Here is a 26,666-nt window from a genome sequence, read left to right as displayed (position 1 = left end):
TCCCTCAAACCCGCTCGATGATCAGCGCAATGCCCTGACCCACGCCAATGCACATGGTGCACAGCGCATAGCGGCCAGCCGTTTGCTGCAAACGGTTGATGGCCGTGGTGGCCAGGCGAGCACCCGATGCCCCCAGCGGGTGACCCAAAGCAATCGCACCGCCCCAAGCGTTCACGCGGGCGTCGTCGTCTTTCAGACCCAACATGCGCAGCACGGCCAGGCCTTGTGCGGCAAAGGCTTCGTTCAGTTCGATCACATCCATGTGGTCGATGGTCAAGCCAGTTTGCGCTAACACCTTGAGCGTGGCTGGGGCCGGGCCAATGCCCATGACGCGCGGTGCGACACCGGCTGTGGCCATGCCCACAATGCGTGCTTTGGGCGTCAGGCCGTTTTTAGCGGCAGTGGCTTCGTCGGCCAACAACAAGGCGCATGCGCCATCGTTCACGCCCGAGGCATTGCCTGCGGTCACGGTGCCGTCCGGACGCACCACGCCTTTGAGCTTGGCCAGCGCTTCGAGGCTGGTCTCGCGGGGATGTTCGTCCGTATCCACAATGATGGCATCGCCCTTTTTCTGGGGGATGCTCACGCCCACAATTTCACGGGCCAGATGGCCGGCCTTGATGGCCGCCACCGCACGCAGCTGGCTGTTGTAGGCCATCAGATCTTGCGCTTCGCGTTCGATCTTGTAGTCGGTGGCCACGTTTTCGGCGGTCTCGGGCATCGAGTCCACGCCGTATTGGGCTTTCATCAGCTTGTTGACAAAGCGCCAGCCAATGGTGGTGTCGTACACCGCGTTGTTGCGACTGAAAGCGCTCTCGGCTTTGGGCATCACGAATGGAGCGCGGCTCATGCTCTCCACACCGCCTGCAATCATCAGACCGGCCTCACCGGCCTTGATGGCGCGAGCAGCGGTACCAATCGCGTCCAAGCCCGAGCCGCACAAGCGGTTGATGGTGGCGCCGGGCACATCGATCGGCAAACCGGCCAGCAAGCTGCTCATGTGGGCCACGTTGCGATTGTCTTCACCGGCCTGATTGGCGCAGCCGTAAAGCACGTCGGTCACAGCGGCCCAGTCCACATTGGGGTTGCGCGCCATCAGGGCACGCAGGGGAACAGCACCCAGGTCGTCGGTGCGCACGCTGGACAGCGCGCCACCGTAACGGCCAAAAGGGGTACGAATCGCGTCGCAAATGTAGGCTTGGTTCATGTTTTGAGTCTCCAAATTGATGTTGCATGCATTTTATTGCATGTTTCATGTGTATTGCTGAATTGATTCTAGGTGTTGAATCCACCATGGGCACGAGCGGCGCTGCCCGGGCTCAGGGGCCGGGGTGATGTGGCAAAGCGAAGCGCCTCTGAACCCCGGCCCCTGACCCCATCCCAACTCCACCCATGGGCTTCAAGTGCCGACATGACGGACAATTGGACCCATGCTGATTCAACCTTCACAAGCCGATGTGCGGCGCTTTTTTTGCGGCGTCTATGCCAAGGCCAAAACCGCTGCAACGCTCGAACCCATGGAAATGCTCGTCAGCCAATGGATTGATGAGCACCCCGAATACCACGCAGAACTGGCCGACATGGATGCCGCGCTGGCCAGCATGCACCAAGCCGATCCGAACAGGGAAAACCCCTTTTTGCACCTGTCCATGCACCTGTCCATCAGCGAGCAATGCAGCATAGATCAGCCGCGCGGTATCCGCCAGGCGGTGGAACTGCTGACCCACAGACTCAACTCGCTGCACGATGCCCACCACCAAGCCATGGAATGCTTGGGGCGCATGGTCCACGAAAGCCAGCGCTCAGGGCGCATGCCCGATGGCGAGGCCTACATCGCGTGCGTGCAACGGCACGCCACCAAAGACTGAGGAAAATCAGCTCGCGATGCGACTTTGGATGTGCGACAAGATGTCGGCCACAGCCACCTTGGTCGCTTCTGCATCGCGGCGATGCTGGTACTCGACCACACCGTCCTTCAGACCTTTGTCACCAACGGTGATGCGATGTGGCACACCAATCAACTCCCAGTCGGCAAACATGGCACCGGGGCGCTCGCCACGGTCGTCGAGGATCACGTCCACACCATCGGCCAGCAAAGCGCCGTAGATGCGCTCGGCCTCGGCCTTGACGGCTTCGCTGCGGTCCATGCCAATAGGGCAAACCACGGCTGTGAAAGGGGCAATCGCGTCAGGCCAAATGATGCCGCGCTCGTCGTGATTTTGCTCAATGGCAGCGGCAGGCAAGCGTGTGATGCCAATGCCGTAGCAGCCCATTTCGAGGAACTGTGGCTTGCCGTTCTCGTCCAAGAAAGTGGCGTTCATGGCCTTGGAATACTTGGTGCCCAAATAGAACACATGGCCCACTTCGATGCCGCGTTCAATGGCCAGCTCGCCTTGGCCATCGGGCGATTTGTCGCCGGCCACTACGTTACGAATGTCGGCCACCAGTGCAGGCTCGGGCAGGTCGCGGCCCCAGTTGACACCGGTGATGTGGAAGTCTTCTTCGTTGGCACCGCAGATCCAGTCGGCCATCACCGCCACGTCGCGGTCGGCCACCAAGTGAACGGGCTTTTTGAGGTTCAGCGGGCCGAGGTAGCCGGGCTTGCAGCCAAAGTGGTCTTCGATCTCACCCAATGTGGCAAAACGGAAACCACCTTCCATGCCGGGCAGCTTGCCCGCCTTGACTTCGTTCATGTCGTGGTCGCCGCGCAGCAACAAAAGCCAGACTTGGGACTTCACGATTTCGCCCTGCTCGTTCAGGGTGTCGGTGGCCAGCACCAAAGATTTGACGGTGGTGGACAAAGGCACATTCAGCAAAGCCGCCACGTCTTCGCAGGTGCTCTTGCCTGGGGTGGCCGTCTTGGTCAGGGCTTGTGTGGCAGCACCGCGTGGCTGACTCGGGGCCAGGGCCTCGGCTTTTTCCATGTTGGCGGCGTAGCTGCTGGATGGGCAATACACGATGGCGTCTTCACCCGTGGCCGCGATCACCTGGAACTCTTCGCTCAAGTCGCCGCCAATGGCGCCGCTGTCAGCGGCCACGGCACGGTAGGTCAGGCCAAAGCGGTCAAAGATCTTGCGGTAAGCCCCGGCCATGACCTGGTAGCTGGCCTTGGCACTGACCATGTCGCGGTCAAAACTGTAGGCATCTTTCATGGTGAACTCGCGTCCGCGCATCAGACCAAAGCGGGGGCGGCGTTCATCGCGGAATTTGGTCTGGATCTGATAGAAGTTTTTTGGCAGCTGTTTGTAGCTGCGCACTTCCTGGCGGACCACGTCGGTCACGACTTCTTCGCTGGTGGGCTGGATCACGAAATCACGACCATGGCGGTCCTTGATGCGCAAGAGTTCTGGGCCCATCTTGTCAAAACGACCTGTCTCTTGCCAAAGCTCTGCGGGTTGCACCACGGGCATGGTCATCTCAATGGCGCCCGCACGGTTCATCTCTTCGCGCACGATGGCCTCGACCTTGCGAATCACGCGCAAACCCATAGGCATGTAGTTGTAAATGCCGGCACCCAATTTTTTGATCAGCCCAGCCCGGGTCATCAGTTTGTGGCTGACGACTTCCGCATCAGCAGGCGCTTCTTTGAGGGTGGAAATAAGAAATTGGGAAGCTTTCATCGCGGCAGACTCAATGACAGGGGCATCAGGGGAAACATCCAATAGCGAGCACTGATACGGCGTGCATAATGGACACAATTTAAAAATTTGAGGTTGATTATGCTTGACCGTGAAGGCTTTAGGCCGAACGTCGGCATCATTCTGCTCAACCAGAGAAACCAGGTTTTCTGGGGCAAGCGCATACGCACCCACAGCTGGCAATTTCCGCAAGGTGGCATTGACCGGGGCGAAAGTCCTGAACAAGCCATGTTCCGAGAACTGCACGAAGAAGTGGGTCTCCATCCGGAGCATGTGCGCATCGTGGCCCGAACCCGTGACTGGTTGCGCTATGAGGTGCCAGACCGCTTCATCCGTCGGGATGCACGCGGCTTTTACAAGGGCCAGAAACAAATCTGGTTCCTGCTTCAGATGGTCACGCACGACCACCACTTGAATCTGCGCGCCACCGACCACCCAGAGTTTGACGCTTGGCGTTGGAACGATTATTGGGTACCACTGGATGTGGTGGTGGAATTCAAGCGCGGGGTTTATGAAATGGCGCTGACCGAGCTCTCGCGTTTTCTGCCACGCAATGACCGGCAAAACCGCTATTTGAGAGGTGGCAATCGTGGGCCACGCGAAGCCATGGAAGCTGAAAACGGCAGCATGGAGGTGCAGGTTCCGCCGCACATGGAACTGCCTCCGGGTGCCAGCTTCGACCCTAATCCGCAAGGGTGAACCACAAAAAGCCCGCATATGCGGGCTTTTTTAACTTCAGCGACTGAGGATCAGATTATCGCGGTGCACCATCTCGGCCTCCGCGGTGTACCCCAATAAAGCTTCGTAGTCGTGCGAGGGTTTGCGGCACAGCAAACGGGCTTCGGCACTGGCGTAGTTGGCAAGGCCCCGGGCAATTTCTGCACCTTGCTCGTCTTTGATGGCAATCACGTCGCCACGCGAAAAATCACCGACTACCCCGGTCATGCCAATGGGCAGCAAACTTTTACCTTCGGTCAGCACCTTGTGGGCCGCACCGGCGTCCACCGTCACTGCCCCCCGCAACTGCAGGTGATCGGCCATCCATTGTTTGCGGGCTTGTTGTTTGGCGGTTTGGGCCACCAGCAAAGTGCCCATGTTGTCACCTTGGCTCAGGCGCAGCAGCGCATCGGGCTCACGTCCCCAGGCGATCACGGTTGAGGCACCCGAACCCGCTGCACGCTTGGCCGCCAAAATTTTGGTGATCATGCCGCCTTTGCCGAGGCTTGAACCGGCACCACCGGCCATGGCTTCAAGAGCCACATCACCCGCTCGGGCTTCGTGCACAAAAGTGGCGGCAGGGTCTTTGCGCGGGTCGGCGGTGTACAGGCCTTTTTGGTCGGTCAAGATGACCAAAAGATCCGCCTCAATCAGGTTGGCCACCAGAGCACCCAAGGTGTCGTTGTCGCCAAACTTGATCTCGTCGTTGACGACCGTGTCGTTTTCGTTGATGACCGGCAGCACGCGGTGCTGCAACAAAGTCAGCAAAGTAGAGCGGGCATTGAGGTAGCGCTCGCGGTCAGCCAGGTCAGCATGCGTGAGCAGCACTTGGGCGCTGCCCATGCCGTTTTCGCGCAGCTTGGTTTCGTACATTTGCGCCAGGCCCATCTGGCCCACAGCTGCCGCCGCTTGCAAGGCCGGCACTTCGTTGGGGCGCGTGGTCCAACCCAGACGCTTCATGCCTTCGGCGATGGCACCGCTGGACACCATCACCACCTCTTTGCCTTGTGCGCTGAGCAGCGCCATCTGGCGACACCATTCGCCGATCGCGGCCTCGTCAAGCCCCCTGCCCTCGTTGGTCACCAAGCTGGAGCCCACTTTGACAACGATGCGACGGGCGTCACGCAACAGGGTGGAAACGGCAAAAGTGGTCATGCTCGGGTGTGTGCTTGGCGTTGAAACAGCGGGCGGCAAAATCCGACGTAAAACGCCGTGTTACTCGGCATCCGTAGGCATCGTCTTAAACCGCGGATCGTCTGCATCGGGCTCTTGTGGCTTGTCCTGTTCCGTGAAACGGGGATCAATGTCCACAACACCTTGCTCGATGATCTGCTGCGCCCTGATGTGCTTGTAAATCTCTTTGATCAACGGCTCACAACCTTCGCGGGTCAAGGCCGAAATCTGGAAGACAGGGCCTTTGTAGCGCATGCGCTTGATGAAGTCCTTGACACGGCCTTCGCGCTCTTCGGCAGGCACCATGTCCAGCTTGTTGAGCACCAACCAGCGCGGTTTGTTGTACAGGCCTGGATCGTATTTTTTGAGCTCGGCCACAATGGCCTTGGCTTGCTGCACCGGATCAACGTTCTCGTCAAAGGGCGCAAAGTCGACCACATGCAGCAGCAAACGGGTGCGCTGCAAATGGCGCAAAAACAAATGCCCCAAACCGGCACCTTCAGAGGCACCCTCAATCAAGCCCGGCACATCGGCCACCACAAAGCTTTGCTCTGGGCCCACGCGGACCACACCCAAGTTGGGGTGCAAAGTGGTAAAGGGGTAATCGGCGATTTTGGGGCGGGCGTTGGACACGGCCGCAATGAAAGTGGATTTGCCCGCATTGGGCATGCCGAGCAGACCGACATCGGCCAGCACTTTCAATTCGAGCTTGAGCTCTTTCTTTTCACCAAGCCAGCCCGGCGTTTTTTGGCGCGGGGCACGGTTGATGGCGCTTTTGAAGCGCATGTTGCCAAAACCACCGTCACCGCCCTTGGCGATCATGATGGTTTCACCCGGCACCAGCAGTTCATACAGCACTTCGCCGGTCTCGGCATCTGTGATGATGGTGCCCACAGGCATTTTCAGGGTGACATCGTCACCGGCAGCACCGAACATGTCGGAGCCCATGCCGTGCTGACCCCGCTTGGCCTCATGGCGGCGCGAATAGCGGTAATCGACCAAGGTGTTCAGGTTGATGTCGGCAAAGGCAAACACATGCCCGCCACGACCGCCGTCACCGCCGTTAGGGCCGCCGAATTCTTTGTACTTTTCATGGCGGAACGAGACGCAGCCGTTCCCGCCGTCACCTGCGGAGATGTCAATATAGGCTTCGTCAACGAACTTCATGAGATTTCCAGTGTAGCTTGGGCCCGCCGTCAAAATTCAAGCGGACCAAAATGCGAAAAGCCCCGGCTTGCGGGGCTCCTCTTCGCAATGGGCGAGACAGGCTTAAACAGCCGGAGTCACGTTCACCATGTGCTTGCTGAGCTCACCTTTGGTGGAAAACGACACGTGGCCGTCAACCAGGGCAAACAAAGTGTGGTCTTTGCCGATACCGACATTGTTGCCAGCATGGAACTTGGTACCACGTTGACGAACGATGATCGAGCCAGCGCTGATCAGTTCACCACCGAAAGCCTTGACACCCAGCATCTTTGGCTTGGAATCACGACCGTTGCGCGTAGAGCCGCCGCCTTTTTTCTGTGCCATGACCTATTCTCCTCAGGCAGAGATCGCGCCGATTTGCAGTTCTGTGAACTGCTGGCGGTGACCCTGACGTTTCTGATAGTGCTTACGACGGCGCATCTTGAAGATGTGCACTTTGTCGTGCTTGCCATGTGCCAAAACGGTGGCTTTGACTGTGGCGCCGGACACCAGGGGCGTGCCGATCTTGAGTTCAGCGCCGGTACCGACGGCCAAAACTTGATCAATCACGATTTCCTGGCCAACGTCCGCAGCAATCTGTTCTACTTTAATTTTTTCGCCAGCGACAACACGATACTGTTTGCCACCGGTTTTTATGACCGCGTACATAAATGACCTCTTTGAATGGAAGTTTCCAAGGGCTAATCCCCAAGGAACCCGAGATTCTAGCACGGCCCCTTGCCAAAAGACAAGCATCAGGACAAACCAAACAAGCTGGCCTCTGGCCAGAAGCCTTGCCATCAGGGGCAGTCTCTATAATGTGTGTGCATTCAAAATATGCCTGTATCCCTGTCCTTCCCGCCTCGGCCACGCCGAGTAACCCTGCTGGATATTCCATTTGTCTGACTCAGAACACAGCACTGCCGCCGTCCTTGACCTCGTGGCCTCCGACATGGCCGAAGTCGACCGGGTGATTGCCCAACGGCTGGATTCCGGCGTGCCCTTGGTGGGCGAGGTGGCGCGCTACATCATTTCTGCTGGTGGCAAACGCCTACGGCCAGTGCTCTTGTTGCTGATTTGCGGCGCACTGGGCTACACGGACAAGCAGCGCCACAACCTGGCCGCTGTGGTCGAATTCATCCACACGGCCACCTTGTTGCACGACGATGTGGTGGACGAATCCACCTTGCGACGTGGCCGCCCCACTGCAAACGAGAGTTTTGGCAACCCGGCCAGCGTGCTGGTAGGCGACTTTTTGTATTCCCGCGCCTTCCAAATGATGGTGGATGCCGAGAGCATGCGGGTCATGCAAACACTGGCCGATGCCACCAACGTGATCGCCGAAGGCGAAGTGCTGCAACTGATGAACATGCACGACGCCTCCCTCGACGAAGAAGGCTATCTGCGGGTGATTCGCTCAAAAACGGCCAAATTATTCGAAGCCAGCGCTCGATTGGGGGCCATTTTGGCAGGCAGCACCGCCTCGGTTGAAGCGGCCTGCGCTGACTACGGCCAAGCCTTAGGCACCGCTTTTCAGGTGATCGACGACGTGCTCGACTACGACGGCAACACGGCTGAAATGGGCAAAAACCTGGGCGATGACTTGCGCGAGGGCAAAGCCACACTGCCGCTGATTTTGGCCATGCAACGCGGCAGCGAAGTTCAGCGCCAAACCATTCGCGAAGCCATTGAAACCGGCAGCGTTGACCGACTTCCCGACATCGTCGCCATCGTGCGCGAAACAGGCGCCCTGGAGGCCACACGCAACGCGGCCGCATCCGAAGCCCAGCGCGCCATCGACGCCGCCATGCAACTGCCAGACAACGCGCACCGTCAAGCCATGCTGGTGCTGGCGTCTCAGCTGCTCAACCGCAGAACCTGACCGTTTTTGCCGCCGTTGAGCCGATCTCGGCTCCAGCACAACAACCGCCATCCAACGGTGATTCATGACGCATGCAAACAGACTAGATTGAAAACCATGAAACTGAAGCAAGCTAGCGCCTGTGTCCTCATGGCCTTTTCACTGTTCTGAACCAAGGCACTGCAGCCAGCACCCAATGGGAAGCCCTGACACTCAATGACCAAGGCTTGTTCTACATCGAGTCCAGCTCAGCGATTCACAAAATCGCCCGTCGCGTTTGTTGAATCGGGCACCTGCCGATTGGGCCCGCGTCCTTAGTTGACGGCGTCACGCAGGCGAATCACCTCGTCGCGTAAGTCGTGCGCCCAAGCGCGGCGATCACGGCCTTGGGCAAACTGCAATGGACCGAAATGGACCACCGCCGTGATGCGCGGCGCGGTCAGCGTGCGCCAAATGGAGCCCAGCAAAGTGTCATCACCGATGTAGCAAGGCGCAAAAGTCGGCTCACCACTTTGGGCATCCACAAACTGAATCGACATCGGCTGCACAGGGGCGTTGGCCTGAATGGCGGACTGGATCAGGTTGGCGTGAAAGGGCAGTAAATCGCGACCGTCACTGGTGGTGCCTTCAGGGAAAACCGCCACCACATCTCCGTTTTTCATGGCGTCGGCCATGTCCTTGACCATGCGCAGGGCATCTTTTCGGCTGGTGCGTTCAATGTAGAGGGTGCCTGCGCCTGTGGCCAAGGTGCCCACCAATGGCCAGTCGCGGATGTCGGACTTGGAGACAAATCGACAATGCCGCGCCGCGTGAATGACCGAGATGTCCAGCCATGAGATGTGGTTGGCCACAATGAGTGCCGGCCCATTTGGAACAGCTTGGCCCGTCACTTTGAGGTGAATGTCCCACAAAGCCAACAACTGCAAGGCCCAAGCCTGCACACGCATTTCTCGTTGCTCAGGTGCCAACTGGGGAAATCGGACGTCAATCAGCCACAGGCCAACCAGCACATGCCACACGCCACGCAGCATTTTCCAGATCGCACGCAAGGCGCGCGTCATGCCCTCAAGCTTCGAACGCCACATGCCCGCTGACCACAGTGGCCAGTACGCGGCCAGGCAACTCGTAGCCCGAGAACGGGGTGCTCTTGCCTTGGCTGCGCAATGCGGCTGCGGTCACGGGCCAGTGCCCTTGTGCTGACAACACACAGACGTCGGCCACGCCCCCCACCGCCAACTGCCCCACCGAGGCTTGCAATGTGCCCAGCGACTTGCCCAACACACGCGCCGGATCGGCGGTGATGCGCGAGATGACCTGAGACAAGGGCACGCCAGCGTCTTGACCCCACTTGAGGGCCAAGCTCCACAGCAACTCCAAGCCAGTGGCACCGGGTTCGGCTTCGGCAAATGGCAGCGCTTTGGCGTCGGCATCGACCGGGGTGTGGTCAGACACCAACGCATCCAGCGTGCCATCGGCCAGGCCAGCACGCAGCGCGTCGCGGTCGCGCTGCTGACGCAGCACGGGCGTCAGGCGCGCGCGGCTGTCAAAGTAGCCCATGTCGGCATCGGTCAAATGCAGCGAATTGATGCTGACGTCTGCAGTGATGGGCAAGCCCTCGGCCTTGGCTTGGCGCACCAACTCAACGCCTTGGGCGCTGCTGATACGGCACAAGTGCACGCGGGCACGGGTGCTGCGGACCAGCTCAAAAATAGTGTGCAGAGCGATGGTCTCGGCAGCCACAGACACACCGGACAAACCCATGCGCGTGGCCAGCGGGCCGCTGGCGGCCACACCTTTGCCAAGATGCAACTCTTGCGGGCGCAGCCAGACGGTGTAGTCAAACGTGCTGGCATATTGCAAGGCGCGCTGCAACACCTGAGTGCTCGGGATCGGCACCTCGGCCTGACTAAAGCCAACGCAACCTGCCGCCGTCAGCTGCCCCATCTCGGTCAGCACATCGCCTTTGAGGCCCAGCGTGAGTGCGCCCAAAGGCAGCACGCGGGCTTGGTGCAATTTTTCGGCACGGTAACGCAGCATCTCGACCAGCCCCGGCTCGTCGAGCACCGGGTCGGTGTCGGGTGAGCAAACCAAACTGGTCACACCACCGGCAACTGCTGCGGCCATTTCGCTTTCGAGCATGCCAGCGTGTTCCTGACCGGGTTCGCGCAAACGCGCGGCCAAGTCCACCAAACCAGGGGCCACGATGCAGCCCTTGGCATCGATCACACGGTTGGGGCTGAAGTCGGCAGGTGCTTGACCCACCGCCACAATGCGTCCGGCTGCAATGGCCACATCTGCCGCTTGATCGATGCCGCGGGCAGGGTCGATCACGCGGCCGTTTTGAATGAGGATCTTCATGTTCTTGTCCTTATGCCTCGTTACCGGCCACGATGCTCATCACCGCCATGCGCACGGCAATGCCGAAAGTCACCTGCGGCAAGATCACGCTTTGTTGGCCGTCCACCACCGCAGAGTCGATCTCGACGCCCCGGTTGATCGGGCCAGGGTGCATGACGATGGCATCGGGCTTGGCCAGTTGCAGTTTCTCGGGCGTGAGGCCAAAGCTCTCAAAGTATTCTTGGCTGGAGGGCAGCAGCGCGCCGCTCATGCGCTCATTTTGCAAGCGCAGCATGATGACCACGTCGCAGCCCTTGATGCCCTCTTCCAGGTTGTTGAACACCCGCACGCCCATTTGCGCCATGTCAGCGGGCACCAGGGTTTTGGGGCCCACCACACGCACTTCAGCGCAACCCAAGGTGGTCAGCGCATGAATATCAGACCGCGCGACACGTGAGTGCAACACGTCGCCCACGATGGCCACGGTGAGGTTGGTGAAGTCTTTTTTGTAGTGCCGGATGGTGTACATGTCCAGCAAACCCTGGGTAGGGTGAGCATGACGGCCATCACCTGCATTGACCACATGCACATGCGGCGCAACGTGCTGCGCGATCAAATAAGGTGCACCCGACTCGCTGTGGCGCACCACAAAGATATCGGCCGCCATGGCGCTCAGGTTGGCAATGGTGTCCAGCAGCGACTCGCCCTTGCTGGCCGACGAGCGTGCAATGTCGAGCGTGTAAACATCGGCCGACAACCGGGTGGCGGCGATGTCGAAGGTGGTGCGGGTGCGGGTGCTATTTTCAAAAAACAGGTTGAACACGCTTTTGCCGCGCAAAAGAGGCACTTTTTTGACTTCGCGGTCGCTCACGCTGACGAAGCTGGCTGCCGTGTCCAGAATGTGCGTCAGGATGTCTTTGGACAAGCCTTCGGTGGAGAGCAGGTGGATCAGCTCGCCGTTCTTGTTGAGTTGGGGGTTGTTGCGTCTGTAGAGCATGTTGTTTTCACCTCGTAGCTTGTGGCTGCGCTTTCAAGAAAGCGGGGCTTTGATCTCCACTTCAAAACTGAAATTTCCTGCCGAATCGCGGGCCAGCGCCAGCGATTGCGTTTCGGGCAGTGCCACGCGGGCGGCAGCAAAATCGGCCTGGATGGGCAACTGGCGACCACCCCGGTCCACCAGCACGGCAAGCTGCACGCGGGCAGGTCGGCCGTAGTCAAAAATCTCATTCAGCACTGCGCGGATGGTGCGGCCGGTGTACAGCACGTCGTCCAGCACCAGAATGTCAACGCCATCGACCTCAAACGGCAAGTGGGTTTGGCCCCCTGCCGAAAGGCCACGCTGCGCGAAGTCGTCACGGTGCATGACAGAAGACACCTGCCCCGCTTCACCACTCTGGCCCAAATCACGTTGCAGGCGCTCAGCCAGCCAGGCACCGCCAGAGGTGATGCCCACCAGGCGAGTGTCGGGCTTGCACAGGCTGCGCACGCCGCGCAGCAATTCAAGGTACAAGGCCTGTGCATCGAGGGCCAAAGCGCTCATGGGATATTCCTTAAAAACTGTTCCAGAATGATCGCGGCAGCCGCCGCATCGGCGTCTTTCGCGCCTTGCGAATGGGCTTCGGTGGTGGTGTAGCGCTCGTCTACCTCATACACCGCCAGACCAAAGCGGCCCCGCAGCTGACGGCCAAACTTGCGGGCGCGCAAGGTGTTTTCGTGCTCGCCGCCATCGGGGTGGGTAGGCACGCCAATCACCAGCGCGTCGGGCTGCCACTCTTTGATGCGTTCAGCGATCTTGGCAAACCGGGCATCGCCCTCAGCGGCAATCGTGCCTTGCGGGGTGGCCGTTTTCATCAAACGGTTGCCCACCGCCACGCCGGTGCGCTTGAGACCGTAGTCAAACGCCAGGAATGTCTGCTGGTTGGCAGGAACGGCGTGGTCAAGAAAGGCGCTCATGCGTGACCCGCTTCTGGCGAAAGCATCCAGCTTTTAAGGCCCAGCAAGTCCAGGGCACGGTCGTAGCGCTCGGCCATGGGGACATCAAAAATCACCTCGGCAGACGCTGGCACCGTGAGCCAAGTGTTTTCGCCCAATTCAGACTCCAACTGGCCCTCGCCCCAGGACGAATAACCCAAAGTGATCAACACCCGACGGGGCCCGGCCCCGGAAGACAAGGCTTCGAGCACATCGCGTGAGGTGGTCATCTCCAGGCCGCCCGGCACCGCGAGGGTCGAGGCGTAAACGGAGCCACCGCCCTCTTCGGGCTTGTCCATCACCACGGGGTCGTGCAGCACAAAGCCACGCTCGGTCTGCACCGGGCCGCCCTGCGAAACCGGGTTTTGCACCAGGTCTTCGCGGCGCAAAGGCAAATCCACCTTGTCAAACAAAAGGCGCATGCTGATGTCTGTCGGTTTGTTAATGATCAGGCCCATGGCCCCACGGGCGCTGTGCTCGCACATGTAAATAACACTGCGGGCAAAAGTCTCATCCTCCAACCCGGGCATGGCGATCAGGAAATGATGCTTGAGGTCGATGGAGGCACAATCTGTCATGCACCGATTTTAGCGGTCTGGCCCCTGCGGCTTGGGCTAAAGGTGTCTTGATTGATCCAACCCGGCAAACCCTGATGGAAACCCCTTTTTCTTGTGGCCTGGTCTGGCTGCGACGCGACCTGCGCGTGACCGACCATGCGGCCCTGTACCAAGCCCTGAAGCATTGCCAACGCGTGCATGTGGTGTTTGTGTTCGACACCGACATCTTGGACAGCCTGCCCCGCGCCGACCGCCGGGTGGAATTCATCCGGGAATCTCTGGTCGAAGTCGACGCCCAGCTGCGCGAACTGGCGGGCCAGCCACAAGCAGGCCTGATCGTGCGCCACGGCGTGGCCAAGGACAAAATCGTCAAACTGGCCCAGCACCTGCAAGCCCAAGCGGTGTTTGCCAACCACGACGACGAGCCCCAAGCTTTGGCGCGCGACATTCAGGTGCGCGGCCATCTGGCCGACCACGGCATCGTGCTGCACACCTTCAAGGACCATGTGGTTTTTGAGCGCAACGAAGTGCTAACCCAAATGGCCAAGCCCTTCAGCGTTTTTACCCCATACAAAAATGCTTGGCTGAAAAAAGTCACGTCTGAAGACCTGCAGGCTTTCGACGTGGCCCCACTGGCCAAACGCCTGGCACCACGACCCGACGATCTGGCCAAACCTGTGCCCAGCTTGCAAGATATCGGGTTTGAGCCCACCAACCTCAAGGCCCTGAAAATCCCGACGGGCGAATCGGGTGCCCAGGCCTTGTTGCACGACTTTTTGACGCGCATCGATGCATACGAAGACACGCGCAACTTCCCGGCCATCAAGGGGCCCAGCTATTTGAGCGTGCATTTGCGCTTTGGCACCGTGTCGATTCGCCAACTTGCCCGCGAGGCACACCCGCGCATGATGGCGGGCAGCGTGGGGGCCAGTGTTTGGCTGTCTGAACTGATCTGGCGTGACTTTTATGTGCAGGTGCTGCACAACTTTGCCCATGTGGGCCATGGCCAGAGCTTCAAGCCCGACTACGACGCCATCCACTGGGAGCACGGTCCCCACGCCCACAAACTGTTTGATGCCTGGTGCGAAGCCCGCACCGGCTACCCGCTGGTGGACGCGGCCATGCGCCAACTGAACCAGACCGGCTACATGCACAACCGCCTGCGCATGGTGGTGGCTAGCTTTTTGGTCAAGGATTTGGGCATTGATTGGCGCTGGGGCGAAAAATACTTTGCCACCCACCTGAACGACTTTGACCTCTCGGCCAACAACGGGGGCTGGCAGTGGGCCAGCTCCAGTGGGTGCGATGCACAGCCGTATTTCCGCATCTTCAACCCCATCAGTCAGAGCGAAAAATTCGACCCCGAGGGCAAATTCATCCGCCGCTATGTGCCCGAATTGGCGGCTTTGCCTGCCAAAGACCTGCACGCCCCCTGGCTGGCCAAGCCGCTTGAATTGCAAGCGGCCCAGGTGGTTATCGGCAAAACCTACCCGGCGCCCGTCGTGGACCACGCCGAGGCCCGCGAAAAAACGCTGGCAAGGTATGCCGTGGTCAAGAAAAAGCCGTCTGAATAAGACGGCTCGTCAGGCAGAAAAAGGAACTGTCAGTTGGAGGCTTTAGTACTGGCACGTGATTGCGAATAAGCGGCATGGTCAAAGCGCAAGCCCCGACCTGCGAGAGGCCAAACCAATCAGATGGCCACCATCTCAAAATCTTCTTTACGGGCAGCGCACTCGGGACATGTCCAGTTCATGGGCACGTCTTCCCATTTGGTGCCCGGTGCAATGCCGTGCTCAGGGTCGCCTTCGGCTTCGTCGTAAATCCAGCCGCAAATCAGGCACATCCAGGTTTTGTGTTCCATCACAGTGTCGCAATCAAAGAGTCGAATAGAATGTTTTGATTGTATCGGGCCCCGCCGAGTGCCCGGCTGAAGGCCTTCCGAAGCCCCCTGCAATTCGCCTTTCATGACCGACCACCACCCCGAATTCCCCCCAGAAACCGAGAGCCTCAACACTGAGGAAGAATCTGTCGGCTTGGCCTGCGTACTGTCGTTCAATGCGAACGATCCCAGCGGTGCGGGCGGCCTGAGCTGCGACGCCACAGCCATGGCCTCGGTCGGCGCGCATTGCCTGCCTGTGTGCACAGGTGCTTATGTGCGCGACACCAGCAGCATCACCGACTTTTACCCGCTCGACGAAGAAGCGGTGAACGACCAGGCCCGCGCTGTGGCCGAAGACGTGCCGGTGCAAGTCATCAAAGTCGGCTTTGCTGGAACCCCGGAAAGCCTGGCCACCATTGCCGCGCTGGCCGACGACTACGACGGCGTGCCCGTAGTGGCCTACATGCCCAACTTGTCTTGGTGGGAGGACGACAAGATCGACGCCTATCTGGACGCTTTTCGCGAACTGCTGCTACCGCAAACCAGCGTGCTGGTGGGCCACCACAGCACCTTGCGCCGCTGGCTGCTGCCCGAATGGACAGGCGATCGCAACCCCGGTCCCCGCGACATTGCCAAGGCCGCCGCTGAATTGGGCGTGCCTTACACCTTGGTCACCGGCCTGCCCTTGCCGGACCAGCACATAGACAATGCGTTGGCCTCGCCAGAAACGGTGATGGCCCACGAAAAGTTTGAACGCATTGAAGCGGTTTTTGCAGGCGCTGGCGACACGCTGACCGCTGCGCTGGCTGCGCTGCTGGCCACCGGCATGGACTTGCCCGAAGCCACCAACGAAGCTTTACATTACCTGGACCGTTGCCTGGACGAAGGCTTCCGACCCGGCATGGGCCAGGTCATTCCGGACCGCCTATTCTGGGCACTGCCCGACGACGAAGACACCGACGCAGAAGACGGCCCTGAAGTACACCCCGGTGCAGACTACTTTGAAGTGCCTTTCAACGAAACCAAACACTGAGCTTTGAGACCTGACATGACCGACCGCAACCAAACCCTTTTTGACCGCGCCGCCCTGGTGATCCCCGGTGGCGTCAACTCGCCTGTGCGTGCTTTTCGTGCCGTGGGCGGCACACCGCGTTTTGTGCAACGCGCACAAGGTGCGTATTTCTGGGACGCCAACGGGCAAAAATACATCGACTACATCGGCTCCTGGGGCCCGATGATCCTGGGCCACGGCCACCCCGCTGTGCTCGAAGCGGTGCAAAAAGCCGCGCTCGACGGCTTTTCGTTCGGTGCCCCGACCGAGCGCGAGATCGAGCTGGCCGAAGAAATCCTGAAACACGTCCCTTCGATGGAAATGGTGCGCCTGGTCAGCTCGGGCACCGAAGCGGGCATGAGCGCCCTGCGTCTGGCACGCGGGGCCACAGGTCGCAGCAAGTTCATCAAGTTTGAAGGCTGTTACCACGGCCATGCCGACGCGCTGCTGGTCAAAGCCGGCTCAGGCCTGGCCACTTTTGGCAACCCCACCAGCGCGGGCGTGCCGCCCGAAGTGGTTCGCGACACCCTCGTGCTGGAGTACAACAACATCACCGCCCTCGAAGAAACCTTTGCCCTGCACGGCAAGGAACTGGCCTGCGTGATGATCGAACCCATCGCTGGCAATATGAACTTTGTCCGCGCCAGTGTGCCCTTCATGAAGCGCTGCCGCGAGCTGTGTACCGAATACGGCGCCTTGCTGGTGTTTGACGAAGTCATGTCGGGTTTTCGCGTCGCACTGGGCAGCGCGCAAAGCGTTTATGCACAAGCCATCCCTGGCTTCAAGCCCGACATGACGGTGCTGGGCAAAGTGATTGGCGGCGGCATGCCTTTGGCGGCCTTTGGCGGCCCACGCGAAATCATGCGCCAGCTGGCCCCCACCGGCCCGGTTTACCAAGCGGGCACGCTCAGTGGCAACCCGGTGGCCACCGCCTGTGGCCTGACCACACTGCGCGAGATCGCCAAACCCGGCTTCTGGGACGCCTTGAGCGCCCGCACACAAAGCCTGGTCGATGGACTCAAAGGCGCTGCCGCTGCGGCGGGCGTGCCTTTCAGTGCAGACTGCCAAGGCGGTATGTTCGGCTTTTTCTTGCTGCCTGAACTGGCCCAAAACTATGCCCAGGTCATGACCAGCGACAGCCCCAAGTTCAACAAGCTGTTCCATGGTTTGCTGGATGGCGGCGTCTACATTGCGCCCGCACTTTACGAAGCCGGTTTTGTGAGCGCCGCCCACACCGAAGCCGACATTGCCGAGACCGTGCGGGTGGCCGCTGACGTGTTCAAGACGCTTTGATTGACTGATCGTTTGCCATGCCGTTTGCCGTGTATCGGCCTACCTTAAACCAGCGATAATTCGCCCCTGCATTCACGTCCGGACCGGGCGCTTGCCCACCCCTAGGACTTCCCCATGAAAAAGAACTTTCCCCTGCAAGCTGAAGGCAAGCACCCCGACCGCGTACTCGAAGCTGTCAAGCACGAGATCCGCAAATACTTCAAGCGCGAGCGCAACCGCGCCGTGCCCAAAGGCGTGGACTTTTGGGACTTTGACTGCAAAGTAGGTTTGAGCGCCGACACCGCCGAAGTGGTGCGCGTGAGTGCCGTGATCGAAGCGGTGGACGTTGCTGCCAAATCGGGTGCGAGCTCGGTTTATGTCGAGATTTTGAGCAAGCACGGCGTGCGCGTGCTCAAGGCGCAGGATCAAGGTGATGCTGTTGCGCATTTCGACGATTTGAACAACGCCTGATTTTCCAGGCTCTGCCCGCCACAAAGCCCCAAGAAATGGATGCCCGATCAAGTCGGGCATGACAAGAAACTTGTCATACCCGCGCAGGCGGGTATCCATAAACCATCACCCTGGATACCGGATTAAATCGGTATGACAAGAAACTTGTCATACCCGCGCACGCGGGTATCCATGACCCCAACAGTTTGGATGCCGTATCAAGTCGGGTGTGACAAAAAACTGTCATACCCGCGCACGCGGGTATCCATGACCCCAACAGTTTGGATGCCCTATCAAGTCGGGTGTGACAAAACCAAGGGGGCGATTTCTCGCTCTGCTCGGTTTAGTGCGAACCCGCGGCAGCAGCGGCAGCCCGCAGTTTGTCTTTCTTGCTCAAACGTGAACCCTTGATGCCGCCGTTGCCTGGAGAAGGCTGCGGCGGGGTTTCGGTTTGCTCAAAGCCTGGGATTTGCTCCAAAGCGAGTTCCAGGCTTTCGCGTTTCTGGATCAGCTGCCAGTGCGCCAGCGCAGCGGCAGTGACAAAGCTCACGGCATCACCGTGCGCCCCGGCACGGCCCGTGCGGCCAATGCGGTGGGTGTAATCGGTGGCCGAGCGCGGCAGGTCGTAGTTGACGACCACGGGCAGCATGGCGATGTCGATGCCGCGTGAGGCCAGGTCGGTGGTGACCACCACGTCCCAGCGGCCGGCTTTGAATTCGCTCAAAACCTCCTGGCGCGCGCCTTGGCTCATCTCGCCGTGGAAAGGCGTGGCGAACACGCCCGCCTTGTAAAGCTTGTTCGCCACATGCTCGCAGGCGTAGCGCGTGGCGACAAACACCAACAACTGCTTCCAGCCGTTTTCGGCAATCAGGTGACGCAGCAAAGCCGTGCGGCTTTTCTCGTCCACGGCGATGACGCGTTGGCTGATGTCGGGTTTGTGGCCCTCAAAGGCCTCGACCGTGATGCGCGCCGGATCGTGCAACAACTTGGCCGCCAAGGCTTCCACCTCGGGCGCAAAGGTGGCCGAAAACAGCAAGGTTTGGCGCTGCGCGGGCAGCAGCGCCAGCACGCGTTGCAACTCTTCGGCAAAACCCAGATCCAGCAAGCGATCGGCTTCGTCCAGCACCAAGTGCTGCACGTCGGCCAGGCGCACGGCGTTTTGCTCGATCAGGTCGAGCAAACGGCCGGGCGTGGCCACCACGATGTCGGCACCGCCGCGCAGCGCCATCATTTGCGGGTTGACCGAGACACCACCAAACACGGTGATCACCTTGAGCGACTGCGGCAGCTTGTAAGTCAGATTGGCCAGCACATCGCCTACCTGAACCGCCAATTCGCGCGTTGGCACCAACACCAGCGTTCGCACGGGGCGGCGAAAGTTGGTCTGGCGCGGTGCGGCCAGCAAGTGCTGCAACAGCGGCAGCACAAAAGCCAGCGTCTTGCCCGAACCGGTCGGGGCGGTGGCCCACACGTCGGCAGACTTCAAGGCAACGGGAATCGCCTCGGCCTGAATGGGGGTGGGGGCGTACAAACCCATATCGCCCACGGCACGCAAGAGCGCGGGGGTCAGGCCGAGTGATTCAAATGTCAATGCAATCTTTCTGTCATTGGGAATAGAAGCGATTTTTCGCTTCAATGCCGGAAATGGCGCACGCCGGTGAACACCATCGCCACGCCACGCTCGTTCGCCGCGTCGATCACTTCCTGGTCACGCATTGAGCCACCGGGCTGTGCCACGCAAGTCGCACCTGCATCGACCACCACATCCAAGCCGTCGCGGAAGGGGAAAAAAGCGTCGCTGGCCACCACCGTGTTTTGCAGGCTCAACTTGGCAGCTTCGGCCTTGATGCTGGCGATGCGGGCAGAGTCCAGGCGGCTCATCTGGCCTGCGCCCACGCCCATGGTCATGCCGTTCTTGCAGAACACGATGGCGTTGGATTTAACAAACTTGGCCACTTTCCAGGCAAACAACAGATCGTGCAGTTCTTCGGGAGTGGGTTGCTTGACCGTGACGATCTTGAGATCGGCCAAAGCCAACTCATGGTTGTCGGCGCTTTGCAGCAACAGGCCTGAGCCCACGCGCTTGGTTTCCAAAGCGTTGCGCACTTGGCCGTAAATGGCAGGCAAGGCGATTTTCATCAAACGCACATTGACTTTGCTCTTGAACACGTCGAGTGCTTCGGCGCTGAAATCGGGGGCCATCAGCACTTCGACGAACTGCTTGCTCACGGCCTCGGCCGCGGCTTTGTCGACGGGGCGATTGAAGGCGATGATGCCGCCAAAGGCGCTGGTGGGGTCGGTTTGGAAGGCCTTGCTGTAGGCCTCCAAGGCGGTCGCGCCCACGGCCACGCCACAGGGGTTGGCGTGTTTGACGATCACACACGCAGAGGTGTCAAAACTCTTCACACATTCCCATGCCGCATCGGCATCGGCGATGTTGTTGTAGCTGAGCTCTTTGCCCTGCAGTTGCACGCCTGTGGCCAGCGAACCAGCAGCGGGCGACAGGTCGCGGTACCAAGCGGCTTGCTGGTGGCTGTTTTCGCCATAGCGCAGGTCTTGCACTTTGACGTATTGCTCGTTGAATTGGCCACTGAATTGGGCACGCTCGGGCACGTATTCTTCGCTCAGTTTTTCGGCTTCAAATTTCACACTGGACAAGTAGTTGCTGATCGCGCCGTCGTATTGGCTGATGCGATTGAAGGCGGCCACAGACAGGGCAAAGCGCAACTTGTCACTGAGTTTGCCACTGGCTTTGAGCTCGGCCATCACCGCGGGGTATTGGCTGGCGTCGGTGACGATGCCCACGTCTTTCCAGTTCTTGGCGGCAGAGCGCACCATGGCAGGACCGCCAATGTCGATGTTTTCAATCGCGTCGGCCAGGGTGCAACCGGGCTGGGCCACGGTGGCTTCAAACGGGTACAAATTCACAATCAGCAAATCAATCGTGTCGATGCCATGCGCTTGCAAAGCAGCCATGTGCTCGGGCGTGTCGCGGCGGGCCAGCAGGCCGCCGTGCACTTTGGGATGCAGGGTTTTGACACGGCCGTCCAGCATTTCAGGGAACTGGGTGACTTCGGCCACCTCGGTCACGGGCAGGCCTTGCTCGGCCAGCAGTTTGGCGGTGCCGCCAGTAGAAATCAGGCTCACGCCCAAGGCATGCAGCTCTTTCGCCAGGTCGACGATGCCGGTTTTGTCAGAGACGGAAATCAGGGCGCGCATAAATAACTTTCTCAATCAGGAATCAGGAGTCAGGGCAGGAGATAGGCCGAGGTAAACGGTTTCGGCGAGGAGGGTGCGTATTTTTAAAATCAGCAGATCGGGCAAGTCACAGGTTTTCGAGTTGTGTTTTGCGGCGTTGTTTATTTCAGGAGATCGTGCTCCAGCAATTTTTTGCGCAAGGTGTTGCGGTTCAGGCCCAGCCATTCGGCGGCGCGGGACTGGTTTTGGCCAGACTGGCTCATCACCACATCCAACAGGGGTTTTTCCACCAGCTTGACCAGCATGTCGTACAGCCCGGTCGGGTCGGTGCCATCCAAGTCGCGGAAGTAGTTGTCCAGGTTGTCCCGGATGCAGGTTTCAATCGATTGGGGTTCGCTCATTGCAATGTCTCCAAAAACGGCTGTGCACGCTGTGCGGGCAAGCGGTCCATCTGGTTGGCCAAGCCGTCCAAGTAATGGGCCACCGCAGCCAACTGCTGCGGGGCGGTGTTCAGGGTGTTCATGTGGTCTCGAAATGCGTCGCCACCGGGCAGGTGACCCACGTACCAACCGATGTGTTTGCGGGCCGAACGCACTCCGGTGTATTCGCCATACAGGCTGTAATGGTCTTGCAAGTGCTCAAGCAAGGCGCGGCGCACTTCAGCCACCAGCGGTGGGGCCAGGTGCTCACCCGTGGCGAGAAAGTGTTCGATTTCGCGAAAAATCCAGGGGCTGCCTTGTGCGGCGCGACCCACCATCACGGCGTCGGCCCCGGTGAACTTCAGCACATCGCGCGCTTTTTCAGGTGAATCGATGTCGCCGTTGGCAACGACCGGAATGCGCAAAGAGGCTTTCACGGCGGCCACGGTGTCGTATTCGGCCAGGCCTTTGTAGCCCTGCTCACGGGTGCGGCCGTGGACGGTGACCATCTGAACGCCGGCACTCTCGGCGGCACGGGCCAGACTCAGCGCGTTCTTTTCGGCATCGCACCAGCCCGTGCGCATCTTCAAGGTCACGGGCACGCCGTGCGGCTGTGCTGCCGCCACCACGGCAGAAATGATCTCCAGCGCCAGCGGCTCGTCTTGCATCAGGGCAGAACCGGCCCATTTGTTGCAGACCTTTTTGGCCGGGCAGCCCATGTTGATGTCGATGATTTGCGCACCCCGGTCGATGTTGTAACGAGTGGCGTCGGCCATCATTTGCGCTTCGGTGCCGGCAATCTGCACGGCAATCGGCCCCGGCTCGCCATCGTGGTTGGCTCGGCGCGATGTTTTGAGTGATGCCCACAGGTCGGGCCGGGATGTCACCATTTCGCTCACGGCATAGCCCGCCCCAAACTGTCTGCACAGCTGGCGAAAAGGCCGGTCCGTCACGCCCGCCATGGGGGCAACGAACAAGTTGTTCGGCAATGGGTAAGGGCCAATCTGCATGACTGGTAGATGCTGGAATGTGGGGGGTGCCTGAATAGGAGGTACGATTGTAATTGCTTAATATTTCAGCAGCTGACATGTGAATGTGCTAAGCGCTGATGCAGCGCAAACGCCCCATCGCTCAACGCCTTGTGCACCCCGCTACACTGAGTCTGATGGAAATTTGGCTCAATCAATTGCTGCAATGGCTGGCTTTGCCACAGCACGGCCTCGGCACCGTGTTTGTGGTGTCTTTCATCTCGGCCACCTTGCTGCCCATGGGCTCCGAGCCCGCCGTGTTTGGCTTGGTCAAACTCAACCCCGAACTGTTCTGGCCCGTCATTGGGGTGGCCACTGCGGGCAACACTTTGGGCGGCATGCTCAGCTGGTGGATGGGCTGGGGCACGCACCAAGCGGTGGACCGTTGGAAACAATCCAGCTCAGACCGGCAGGCCCTGAAATGGCTTGAAAAACTCGGTCCCAAAGCTTGCCTGCTGTCGTGGTTGCCGGTGGTGGGCGACCCGATTTGTGCCGTGGCGGGTTGGCTCAAGATGCCGTTTTGGCCTTGCACCTTGTACATGGCCACTGGTAAATTCGTGCGCTATCTGGTCATGACGGCATTGCTGCTGTGGGTGTTCCCCGGATAGTTACAAGCGCTGTCAGCGCACCACGTGGTGCAGCGCTTGCCCCGATGCAAATCGGCGCAAGTTGTCCAAAAACATCTGACTGACCCGTTTTTCGTTGCCGTCCGAATGTCCCGCGGCATGGGGCGTGACCATGACCTGCGGCATGGCCCACAGCGGTGAGTCACGCTGCAAGGGTTCATGCTGAAACACGTCCAGAAACGCACCGCCCAGGTGCCCGCTTTGCAGGGCTGCAACCAAAGCAGACTGGTCAACCACCTCACCACGCGCCACATTGATCAAATGTGCCCCTTTGGGCAAGGCGGCCAACGCATGCACGTTGACCAGTTGGCGGGTTTTGTCGGTCAAAGGGCACGCCAGAATCAACCAATCGGTGCGGGGCAACACCTGCTGCAGCTGCTCAAAAGTAACCCGCTCCACGGCATCGGCCTGTAACGGGCTTTGCGGCCCTGCATGCTGGCGCACCGCCACCACCTTGAGCCCCAACGCCTGCAACAAACTGCTGAGCTTTTGGCCAATGGGCCCCCAGCCGACGATGGTGGCCGTCTGACCCGGCAGGTCGCGAGGCGTACGCTCACCGAGCATGGGTATCCATTGCTGCGCCTGTTGCTCGGCCCACAGCATCGGAAAACGCCGCGCCAGAGCCAACAGCCCCGCCAAAGCCATGGTCGCCACAACTTGCGCGTTAGCCCCGGATGAGGTGGCGATTTGTACCCCCCTGGCGCGCAAGTCCAAGTAAATCTGACGATCTGCTCCAGCCGAGTGAATGTGCACCCACTGCAAGCCTGGCGATTGGCGCAACAAGTCATACACCTGCTGCAGAGCCGGGTGAATTTCGTGCTTGGTCGAGGCGCCCGTGACCTCGCGCGAGATGAAGGCCAGATCGGCGTCGGTGCGCTTCGAAGCCACCGCGGCATCAAGCGCCAGCAACTCATAAGGCTGTGCGCCCATGATCTCAGCCACCGCTTCGCCCAGTTGCGCCATGCTGGGCTTCGACATCAGGATGCGCAAGGGTTGGGGGTGTTGTCGGTTCAACGGAGGCCTCAAGTCTTGTAGCTCGGGTCCATGCGATCTAGCTTGCGCAGCAAGGCTGGCCACTCCATCAGGCCGTAGGGCCTGCGGGTGCTGGGCTGGTAGTTGTTCCAGGTTTCTTCCAGCACATCCGGCGCCACTTTGACAAACGGGGTGTTGCAGCCCATGGCCGCCAGCTGGGCGTGACATGCCAACTCCAAACGGTGCATCCAATTGAAGGCCTCACCCACGCTGCGCCCCACGGTGAGTGCGCCGTGGTTGCGCAAAATCAGGGCTTCGCCCTGCCCCAAGTCTTGCACCAACGAGGCTTGCTCGTCCAGATTCAGCACCACGCCCTGGTAGTCGTGGTAGCCGATCTTGAGGAAACGCATCGCGGTTTGCGTGATGGGCAACAAGCCGCATTCGAGCGAAGACACCGCCATCGAGGCCCAGCTGTGCGTGTGGATCACACAATCCACCTCGGGTCTGGCTGCATGCACCGCGCTGTGGATGACATAACCGGCCTTGTTGATGCCGTAGTTCAAATCGCCGAAATCAGGCGTGGACAAGATGTTGCCATCGTGGTCGATCTTGATCAGGCTGGAGGCGGTGATTTCTTCGTACATCATGCCGTAGGCATTGATAAGAAAGGCCCCGTCCTCGCCGGGCACCCGAGACGAAATGTGGTTGGCCATCATGTCGGACATGCCGTAAATGGCCACCAGACGGTAACAAGCGGCCAAGTCGACACGGGCCTGCCATTCTGCGGGTGTGCAACGCGGCTGCATCGATTCAATTTTCAGAAATCCGTTTTCGACCATGGCAACTCCTTCGGGTGTGTGATTTTTATGTCGCTCACCAGTGACAACGTTCAGCACGAGCACGAGCACGAGCATGAGCACAAGCATGAAACACCTGTCTCAACTGGTCGCAGATTACGGGTCAAGCCGCTATGGCTTGCCACAAAAGGCGAAGTGTAATGTCCGCAAGCCGGACACATGCCCATGATGCTGATGCTTGCGAGACAGCGACAAAATCCGCATGGCATTCTGGGTTGGCTGGATACCAGCAGTCCCGTTCACCCACAAAAAAACCGCTCACTTAGAGCGGTTTTTGGCGGGGCGGGGCTGAAGCAGGAGCTGAATCAAGAGCTGAACAAGAAGTTCATCACATCGCCATCTTTGACCACGTAGTCCTTGCCTTCGGCGCGCATCTTGCCCGCGTCTTTGGCCCCTTGCTCGCCCTTGAAGGCAATGAAGTCGTCAAACGCGATGGTCTGGGCGCGGATGTAGCCTTTTTCAAAGTCGGTGTGGATCACGCCAGCAGCTTGCGGGCCGGTGTCACCCACATGGATGGTCCAGGCACGGACTTCTTTCACGCCAGCAGTGAAATAGGTTTGCAGGCCCAGCAGGGTGTAAGCCGAGCGGATCAGGCGGTTCAGGCCGGGCTCGTCCTGGCCAATTTCCTTCAAGAATTCCAGGCGGTCGGCGTCGTCCATCTCGGACAACTCGGCTTCGATCTTGGCGCAGATGGCCACCACGGGCGCGTTTTGCTTGGCGGCAAAGGCCTTGAGGCGGTCCAGGAAAGGGTTGTTCTCAAAGCCGTCTTCAGACACGTTGGCCACGAACATGGCAGGCTTGGCCGTGATCAAGAAAAACTGCTGCAACTGGGCGCGTTCTTCCTTGCTGAAGTCAATCGTGCGCACCGGCTGAGTGTCGTTCAGGGCGGCTTGGCACTTTTCCAAAATCGCCACCTGTTTAATGGACTCTTTGTCACCCGAGCGTGCGGTCTTGCTCACGCGGTGCAGGGTTTTTTCGACCGCTGCCAAGTCGGCCAGGCACAACTCGGTCTGGATGACCTCGATGTCGGCAATCGGATCCACCTTGTTGGCGACGTGGATCACGTTGTCATCTTCAAAGCAGCGCACCACGTTGACGATGGCATCGGTTTCGCGGATGTGGGCCAAAAACTTGTTGCCCAAGCCTTCGCCCGTGCTGGCACCGGCCACCAAGCCCGCAATGTCCACAAACTCGACAATGGCAGGCACGATGCGCTCTGGGGTGATGATTTCGGCCAACTGCTGCAAGCGCGGATCGGGCACTTCGACCACGCCCGTGTTGGGCTCGATGGTGCAAAAAGGATAGTTTTCAGCCGCAATACCGGCTTTGGTCAGGGCGTTAAAAAGGGTGGATTTGCCCACGTTGGGCAAACCCACGATGCCGCATTTGAGGCTCATGGAAGACTTTCGGTGATTCGGGAGAAATTCTTGAATTAACCGGCGATTTTAACGGCTGGGTTTGCACCGGTGGGCCAC

Annotated in this window: 28 protein-coding genes; 8 read left to right on the top strand and 20 right to left on the bottom strand. The window is 59.6% G+C overall.

Annotation, left to right across the window (positions count from 1 at the left end; translation table 11 throughout):
• Nucleotides 1-4: 4 nt before the first annotated feature.
• Nucleotides 5-1,207, bottom strand: a complete 1,203-nt coding sequence (pcaF, locus tag BN3544_RS07965; protein ID WP_019430598.1) for a 3-oxoadipyl-CoA thiolase — start codon at nucleotides 1,205-1,207, stop codon at nucleotides 5-7.
• Between the two features lie 226 nt (nucleotides 1,208-1,433).
• On the opposite strand from pcaF, the gene BN3544_RS07960 reads away from it, so the two are divergent.
• Nucleotides 1,434-1,868 carry a DUF1841 family protein gene (locus tag BN3544_RS07960; protein WP_193364668.1) on the top strand — a complete coding sequence of 145 codons (435 nt, stop codon included), beginning with the start codon at nucleotides 1,434-1,436 and terminating at the stop codon, nucleotides 1,866-1,868.
• A gap of 6 nt (nucleotides 1,869-1,874) precedes the next feature.
• On the opposite strand, the gene BN3544_RS07955 is transcribed toward BN3544_RS07960, so the two are convergent.
• Complete coding sequence (locus BN3544_RS07955) at nucleotides 1,875-3,620, bottom strand: proline--tRNA ligase (protein ID WP_019430600.1); 1,746 nt, start codon at nucleotides 3,618-3,620, stop codon at nucleotides 1,875-1,877.
• A gap of 99 nt (nucleotides 3,621-3,719) precedes the next feature.
• Here BN3544_RS07955 and BN3544_RS07950 point away from each other — a divergent pair, with 99 nt between their 5' ends.
• Nucleotides 3,720-4,337: an RNA pyrophosphohydrolase gene (locus BN3544_RS07950; protein WP_019430601.1), complete on the top strand. Its 618-nt coding sequence runs from the start codon at nucleotides 3,720-3,722 to the stop codon at nucleotides 4,335-4,337.
• Between the two features lie 36 nt (nucleotides 4,338-4,373).
• On the opposite strand, the gene proB is transcribed toward BN3544_RS07950, so the two are convergent.
• The 4 genes from proB to rplU all read right to left on the bottom strand — a co-directional run bounded on the left by proB (nucleotide 4,374) and on the right by rplU (nucleotide 7,382).
• Nucleotides 4,374-5,510: a glutamate 5-kinase gene (gene proB / locus BN3544_RS07945; protein ID WP_019430602.1), complete on the bottom strand. Its 1,137-nt coding sequence runs from the start codon at nucleotides 5,508-5,510 to the stop codon at nucleotides 4,374-4,376.
• Between the two features lie 60 nt (nucleotides 5,511-5,570).
• Nucleotides 5,571-6,695, bottom strand: coding sequence for an Obg family GTPase CgtA (gene cgtA, locus BN3544_RS07940; RefSeq protein ID WP_019430603.1), 1,125 nt, complete (start codon nucleotides 6,693-6,695; stop codon nucleotides 5,571-5,573).
• Nucleotides 6,696-6,797: 102 nt separating this feature from the next.
• On the bottom strand, nucleotides 6,798-7,058 hold the full coding sequence (gene rpmA, locus BN3544_RS07935; RefSeq protein ID WP_019430604.1) for a 50S ribosomal protein L27: 261 nt from the start codon (nucleotides 7,056-7,058) through the stop codon (nucleotides 6,798-6,800).
• Between the two features lie 12 nt (nucleotides 7,059-7,070).
• Nucleotides 7,071-7,382 (bottom strand): 50S ribosomal protein L21, encoded by a 312-nt coding sequence (rplU, locus tag BN3544_RS07930; RefSeq protein WP_019426390.1) that lies wholly within the window; start codon nucleotides 7,380-7,382, stop codon nucleotides 7,071-7,073.
• A gap of 229 nt (nucleotides 7,383-7,611) precedes the next feature.
• On the opposite strand from rplU, the gene BN3544_RS07925 reads away from it, so the two are divergent.
• Nucleotides 7,612-8,595: a polyprenyl synthetase family protein gene (locus tag BN3544_RS07925; protein ID WP_026036766.1), complete on the top strand. Its 984-nt coding sequence runs from the start codon at nucleotides 7,612-7,614 to the stop codon at nucleotides 8,593-8,595.
• 293 nt (nucleotides 8,596-8,888) lie between these two features.
• On the opposite strand, the gene BN3544_RS07920 is transcribed toward BN3544_RS07925, so the two are convergent.
• Genes BN3544_RS07920 through BN3544_RS07895 form a run of 6 tightly spaced genes read right to left on the bottom strand, consistent with a single transcriptional unit; the run spans nucleotide 8,889 to nucleotide 13,460 of the window.
• Nucleotides 8,889-9,635 (bottom strand): lysophospholipid acyltransferase family protein, encoded by a 747-nt coding sequence (locus BN3544_RS07920; protein WP_019430606.1) that lies wholly within the window; start codon nucleotides 9,633-9,635, stop codon nucleotides 8,889-8,891.
• 4 nt (nucleotides 9,636-9,639) lie between these two features.
• On the bottom strand, nucleotides 9,640-10,932 hold the full coding sequence (locus tag BN3544_RS07915) for a dihydroorotase (protein WP_019430607.1): 1,293 nt from the start codon (nucleotides 10,930-10,932) through the stop codon (nucleotides 9,640-9,642).
• Between the two features lie 10 nt (nucleotides 10,933-10,942).
• The gene (locus BN3544_RS07910) at nucleotides 10,943-11,908 is read right to left on the bottom strand and encodes an aspartate carbamoyltransferase catalytic subunit (protein ID WP_019430608.1); all 966 of its coding nucleotides are present in this window, start codon (nucleotides 11,906-11,908) and stop codon (nucleotides 10,943-10,945) included.
• Nucleotides 11,909-11,941: 33 nt separating this feature from the next.
• Nucleotides 11,942-12,451, bottom strand: a complete 510-nt coding sequence (pyrR, locus tag BN3544_RS07905) for a bifunctional pyr operon transcriptional regulator/uracil phosphoribosyltransferase PyrR (protein WP_019430609.1) — start codon at nucleotides 12,449-12,451, stop codon at nucleotides 11,942-11,944.
• A complete protein-coding gene (ruvX, locus tag BN3544_RS07900; protein ID WP_019430610.1) occupies nucleotides 12,448-12,864 on the bottom strand; it encodes a Holliday junction resolvase RuvX in 417 nt (138 codons plus the stop codon). Before ruvX ends, pyrR begins: the two co-directional genes overlap by 4 nt.
• Complete coding sequence (locus BN3544_RS07895) at nucleotides 12,861-13,460, bottom strand: YqgE/AlgH family protein (RefSeq protein ID WP_019430611.1); 600 nt, start codon at nucleotides 13,458-13,460, stop codon at nucleotides 12,861-12,863. The genes ruvX and BN3544_RS07895 overlap by 4 nt, the downstream gene beginning before the upstream one ends.
• Before the next feature lie 74 nt (nucleotides 13,461-13,534).
• Here BN3544_RS07895 and BN3544_RS07890 point away from each other — a divergent pair, with 74 nt between their 5' ends.
• Complete coding sequence (locus BN3544_RS07890; RefSeq protein ID WP_019430612.1) at nucleotides 13,535-15,013, top strand: cryptochrome/photolyase family protein; 1,479 nt, start codon at nucleotides 13,535-13,537, stop codon at nucleotides 15,011-15,013.
• Between the two features lie 116 nt (nucleotides 15,014-15,129).
• On the opposite strand, the gene BN3544_RS07885 is transcribed toward BN3544_RS07890, so the two are convergent.
• Nucleotides 15,130-15,300: a rubredoxin gene (locus BN3544_RS07885; protein ID WP_019427587.1), complete on the bottom strand. Its 171-nt coding sequence runs from the start codon at nucleotides 15,298-15,300 to the stop codon at nucleotides 15,130-15,132.
• A 103-nt stretch (nucleotides 15,301-15,403) separates the two neighbouring features.
• Between BN3544_RS07885 and BN3544_RS07880 the strand changes: the two genes are divergently transcribed.
• The 3 genes from BN3544_RS07880 to BN3544_RS07870 all read left to right on the top strand — a co-directional run bounded on the left by BN3544_RS07880 (nucleotide 15,404) and on the right by BN3544_RS07870 (nucleotide 18,112).
• A complete protein-coding gene (locus BN3544_RS07880; RefSeq protein ID WP_019430613.1) occupies nucleotides 15,404-16,351 on the top strand; it encodes a bifunctional hydroxymethylpyrimidine kinase/phosphomethylpyrimidine kinase in 948 nt (315 codons plus the stop codon).
• Nucleotides 16,352-16,366: 15 nt separating this feature from the next.
• Nucleotides 16,367-17,662, top strand: a complete 1,296-nt coding sequence (gene hemL, locus BN3544_RS07875) for a glutamate-1-semialdehyde 2,1-aminomutase (protein WP_019430614.1) — start codon at nucleotides 16,367-16,369, stop codon at nucleotides 17,660-17,662.
• 114 nt (nucleotides 17,663-17,776) lie between these two features.
• Nucleotides 17,777-18,112 (top strand): DUF6172 family protein, encoded by a 336-nt coding sequence (locus BN3544_RS07870; protein ID WP_019430615.1) that lies wholly within the window; start codon nucleotides 17,777-17,779, stop codon nucleotides 18,110-18,112.
• 322 nt (nucleotides 18,113-18,434) lie between these two features.
• Here the strand turns inward: BN3544_RS07870 and BN3544_RS07865 are convergent, their stop codons facing one another.
• The 4 genes from BN3544_RS07865 to dusB form a co-directional block, all read right to left on the bottom strand.
• A complete protein-coding gene (locus BN3544_RS07865; protein WP_026036768.1) occupies nucleotides 18,435-19,682 on the bottom strand; it encodes a DEAD/DEAH box helicase in 1,248 nt (415 codons plus the stop codon).
• Nucleotides 19,683-19,723: 41 nt separating this feature from the next.
• A complete protein-coding gene (purH, locus tag BN3544_RS07860; protein WP_019430617.1) occupies nucleotides 19,724-21,310 on the bottom strand; it encodes a bifunctional phosphoribosylaminoimidazolecarboxamide formyltransferase/IMP cyclohydrolase in 1,587 nt (528 codons plus the stop codon).
• A 140-nt stretch (nucleotides 21,311-21,450) separates the two neighbouring features.
• Nucleotides 21,451-21,690: a Fis family transcriptional regulator gene (locus BN3544_RS07855; protein ID WP_019430618.1), complete on the bottom strand. Its 240-nt coding sequence runs from the start codon at nucleotides 21,688-21,690 to the stop codon at nucleotides 21,451-21,453.
• Nucleotides 21,687-22,718, bottom strand: coding sequence for a tRNA dihydrouridine synthase DusB (gene dusB / locus BN3544_RS07850; protein WP_019430619.1), 1,032 nt, complete (start codon nucleotides 22,716-22,718; stop codon nucleotides 21,687-21,689). Before dusB ends, BN3544_RS07855 begins: the two co-directional genes overlap by 4 nt.
• A gap of 155 nt (nucleotides 22,719-22,873) precedes the next feature.
• Between dusB and BN3544_RS07845 the strand changes: the two genes are divergently transcribed.
• Entirely contained in the window at nucleotides 22,874-23,344 is a 471-nt protein-coding gene (locus tag BN3544_RS07845; protein WP_026036769.1) for a YqaA family protein, read from the top strand.
• Nucleotides 23,345-23,356: 12 nt separating this feature from the next.
• Here the strand turns inward: BN3544_RS07845 and BN3544_RS07840 are convergent, their stop codons facing one another.
• The 3 genes from BN3544_RS07840 to ychF form a co-directional block, all read right to left on the bottom strand.
• Nucleotides 23,357-24,340, bottom strand: coding sequence for a D-2-hydroxyacid dehydrogenase (locus BN3544_RS07840; RefSeq protein WP_036075341.1), 984 nt, complete (start codon nucleotides 24,338-24,340; stop codon nucleotides 23,357-23,359).
• Between the two features lie 44 nt (nucleotides 24,341-24,384).
• Entirely contained in the window at nucleotides 24,385-25,173 is a 789-nt protein-coding gene (locus BN3544_RS07835; protein ID WP_026036770.1) for a class II aldolase/adducin family protein, read from the bottom strand.
• 323 nt (nucleotides 25,174-25,496) lie between these two features.
• Nucleotides 25,497-26,588, bottom strand: a complete 1,092-nt coding sequence (ychF, locus tag BN3544_RS07830) for a redox-regulated ATPase YchF (protein WP_019430623.1) — start codon at nucleotides 26,586-26,588, stop codon at nucleotides 25,497-25,499.
• Nucleotides 26,589-26,666: the final 78 nt, after the last annotated feature.

The sequence above is a fragment of the Limnohabitans sp. Rim47 genome, from assembly GCF_001517545.1.
GTDB lineage: Bacteria > Pseudomonadota > Gammaproteobacteria > Burkholderiales > Burkholderiaceae_C > Limnohabitans_A.
This window is presented reverse-complemented; position numbering and strand designations above follow the sequence as displayed.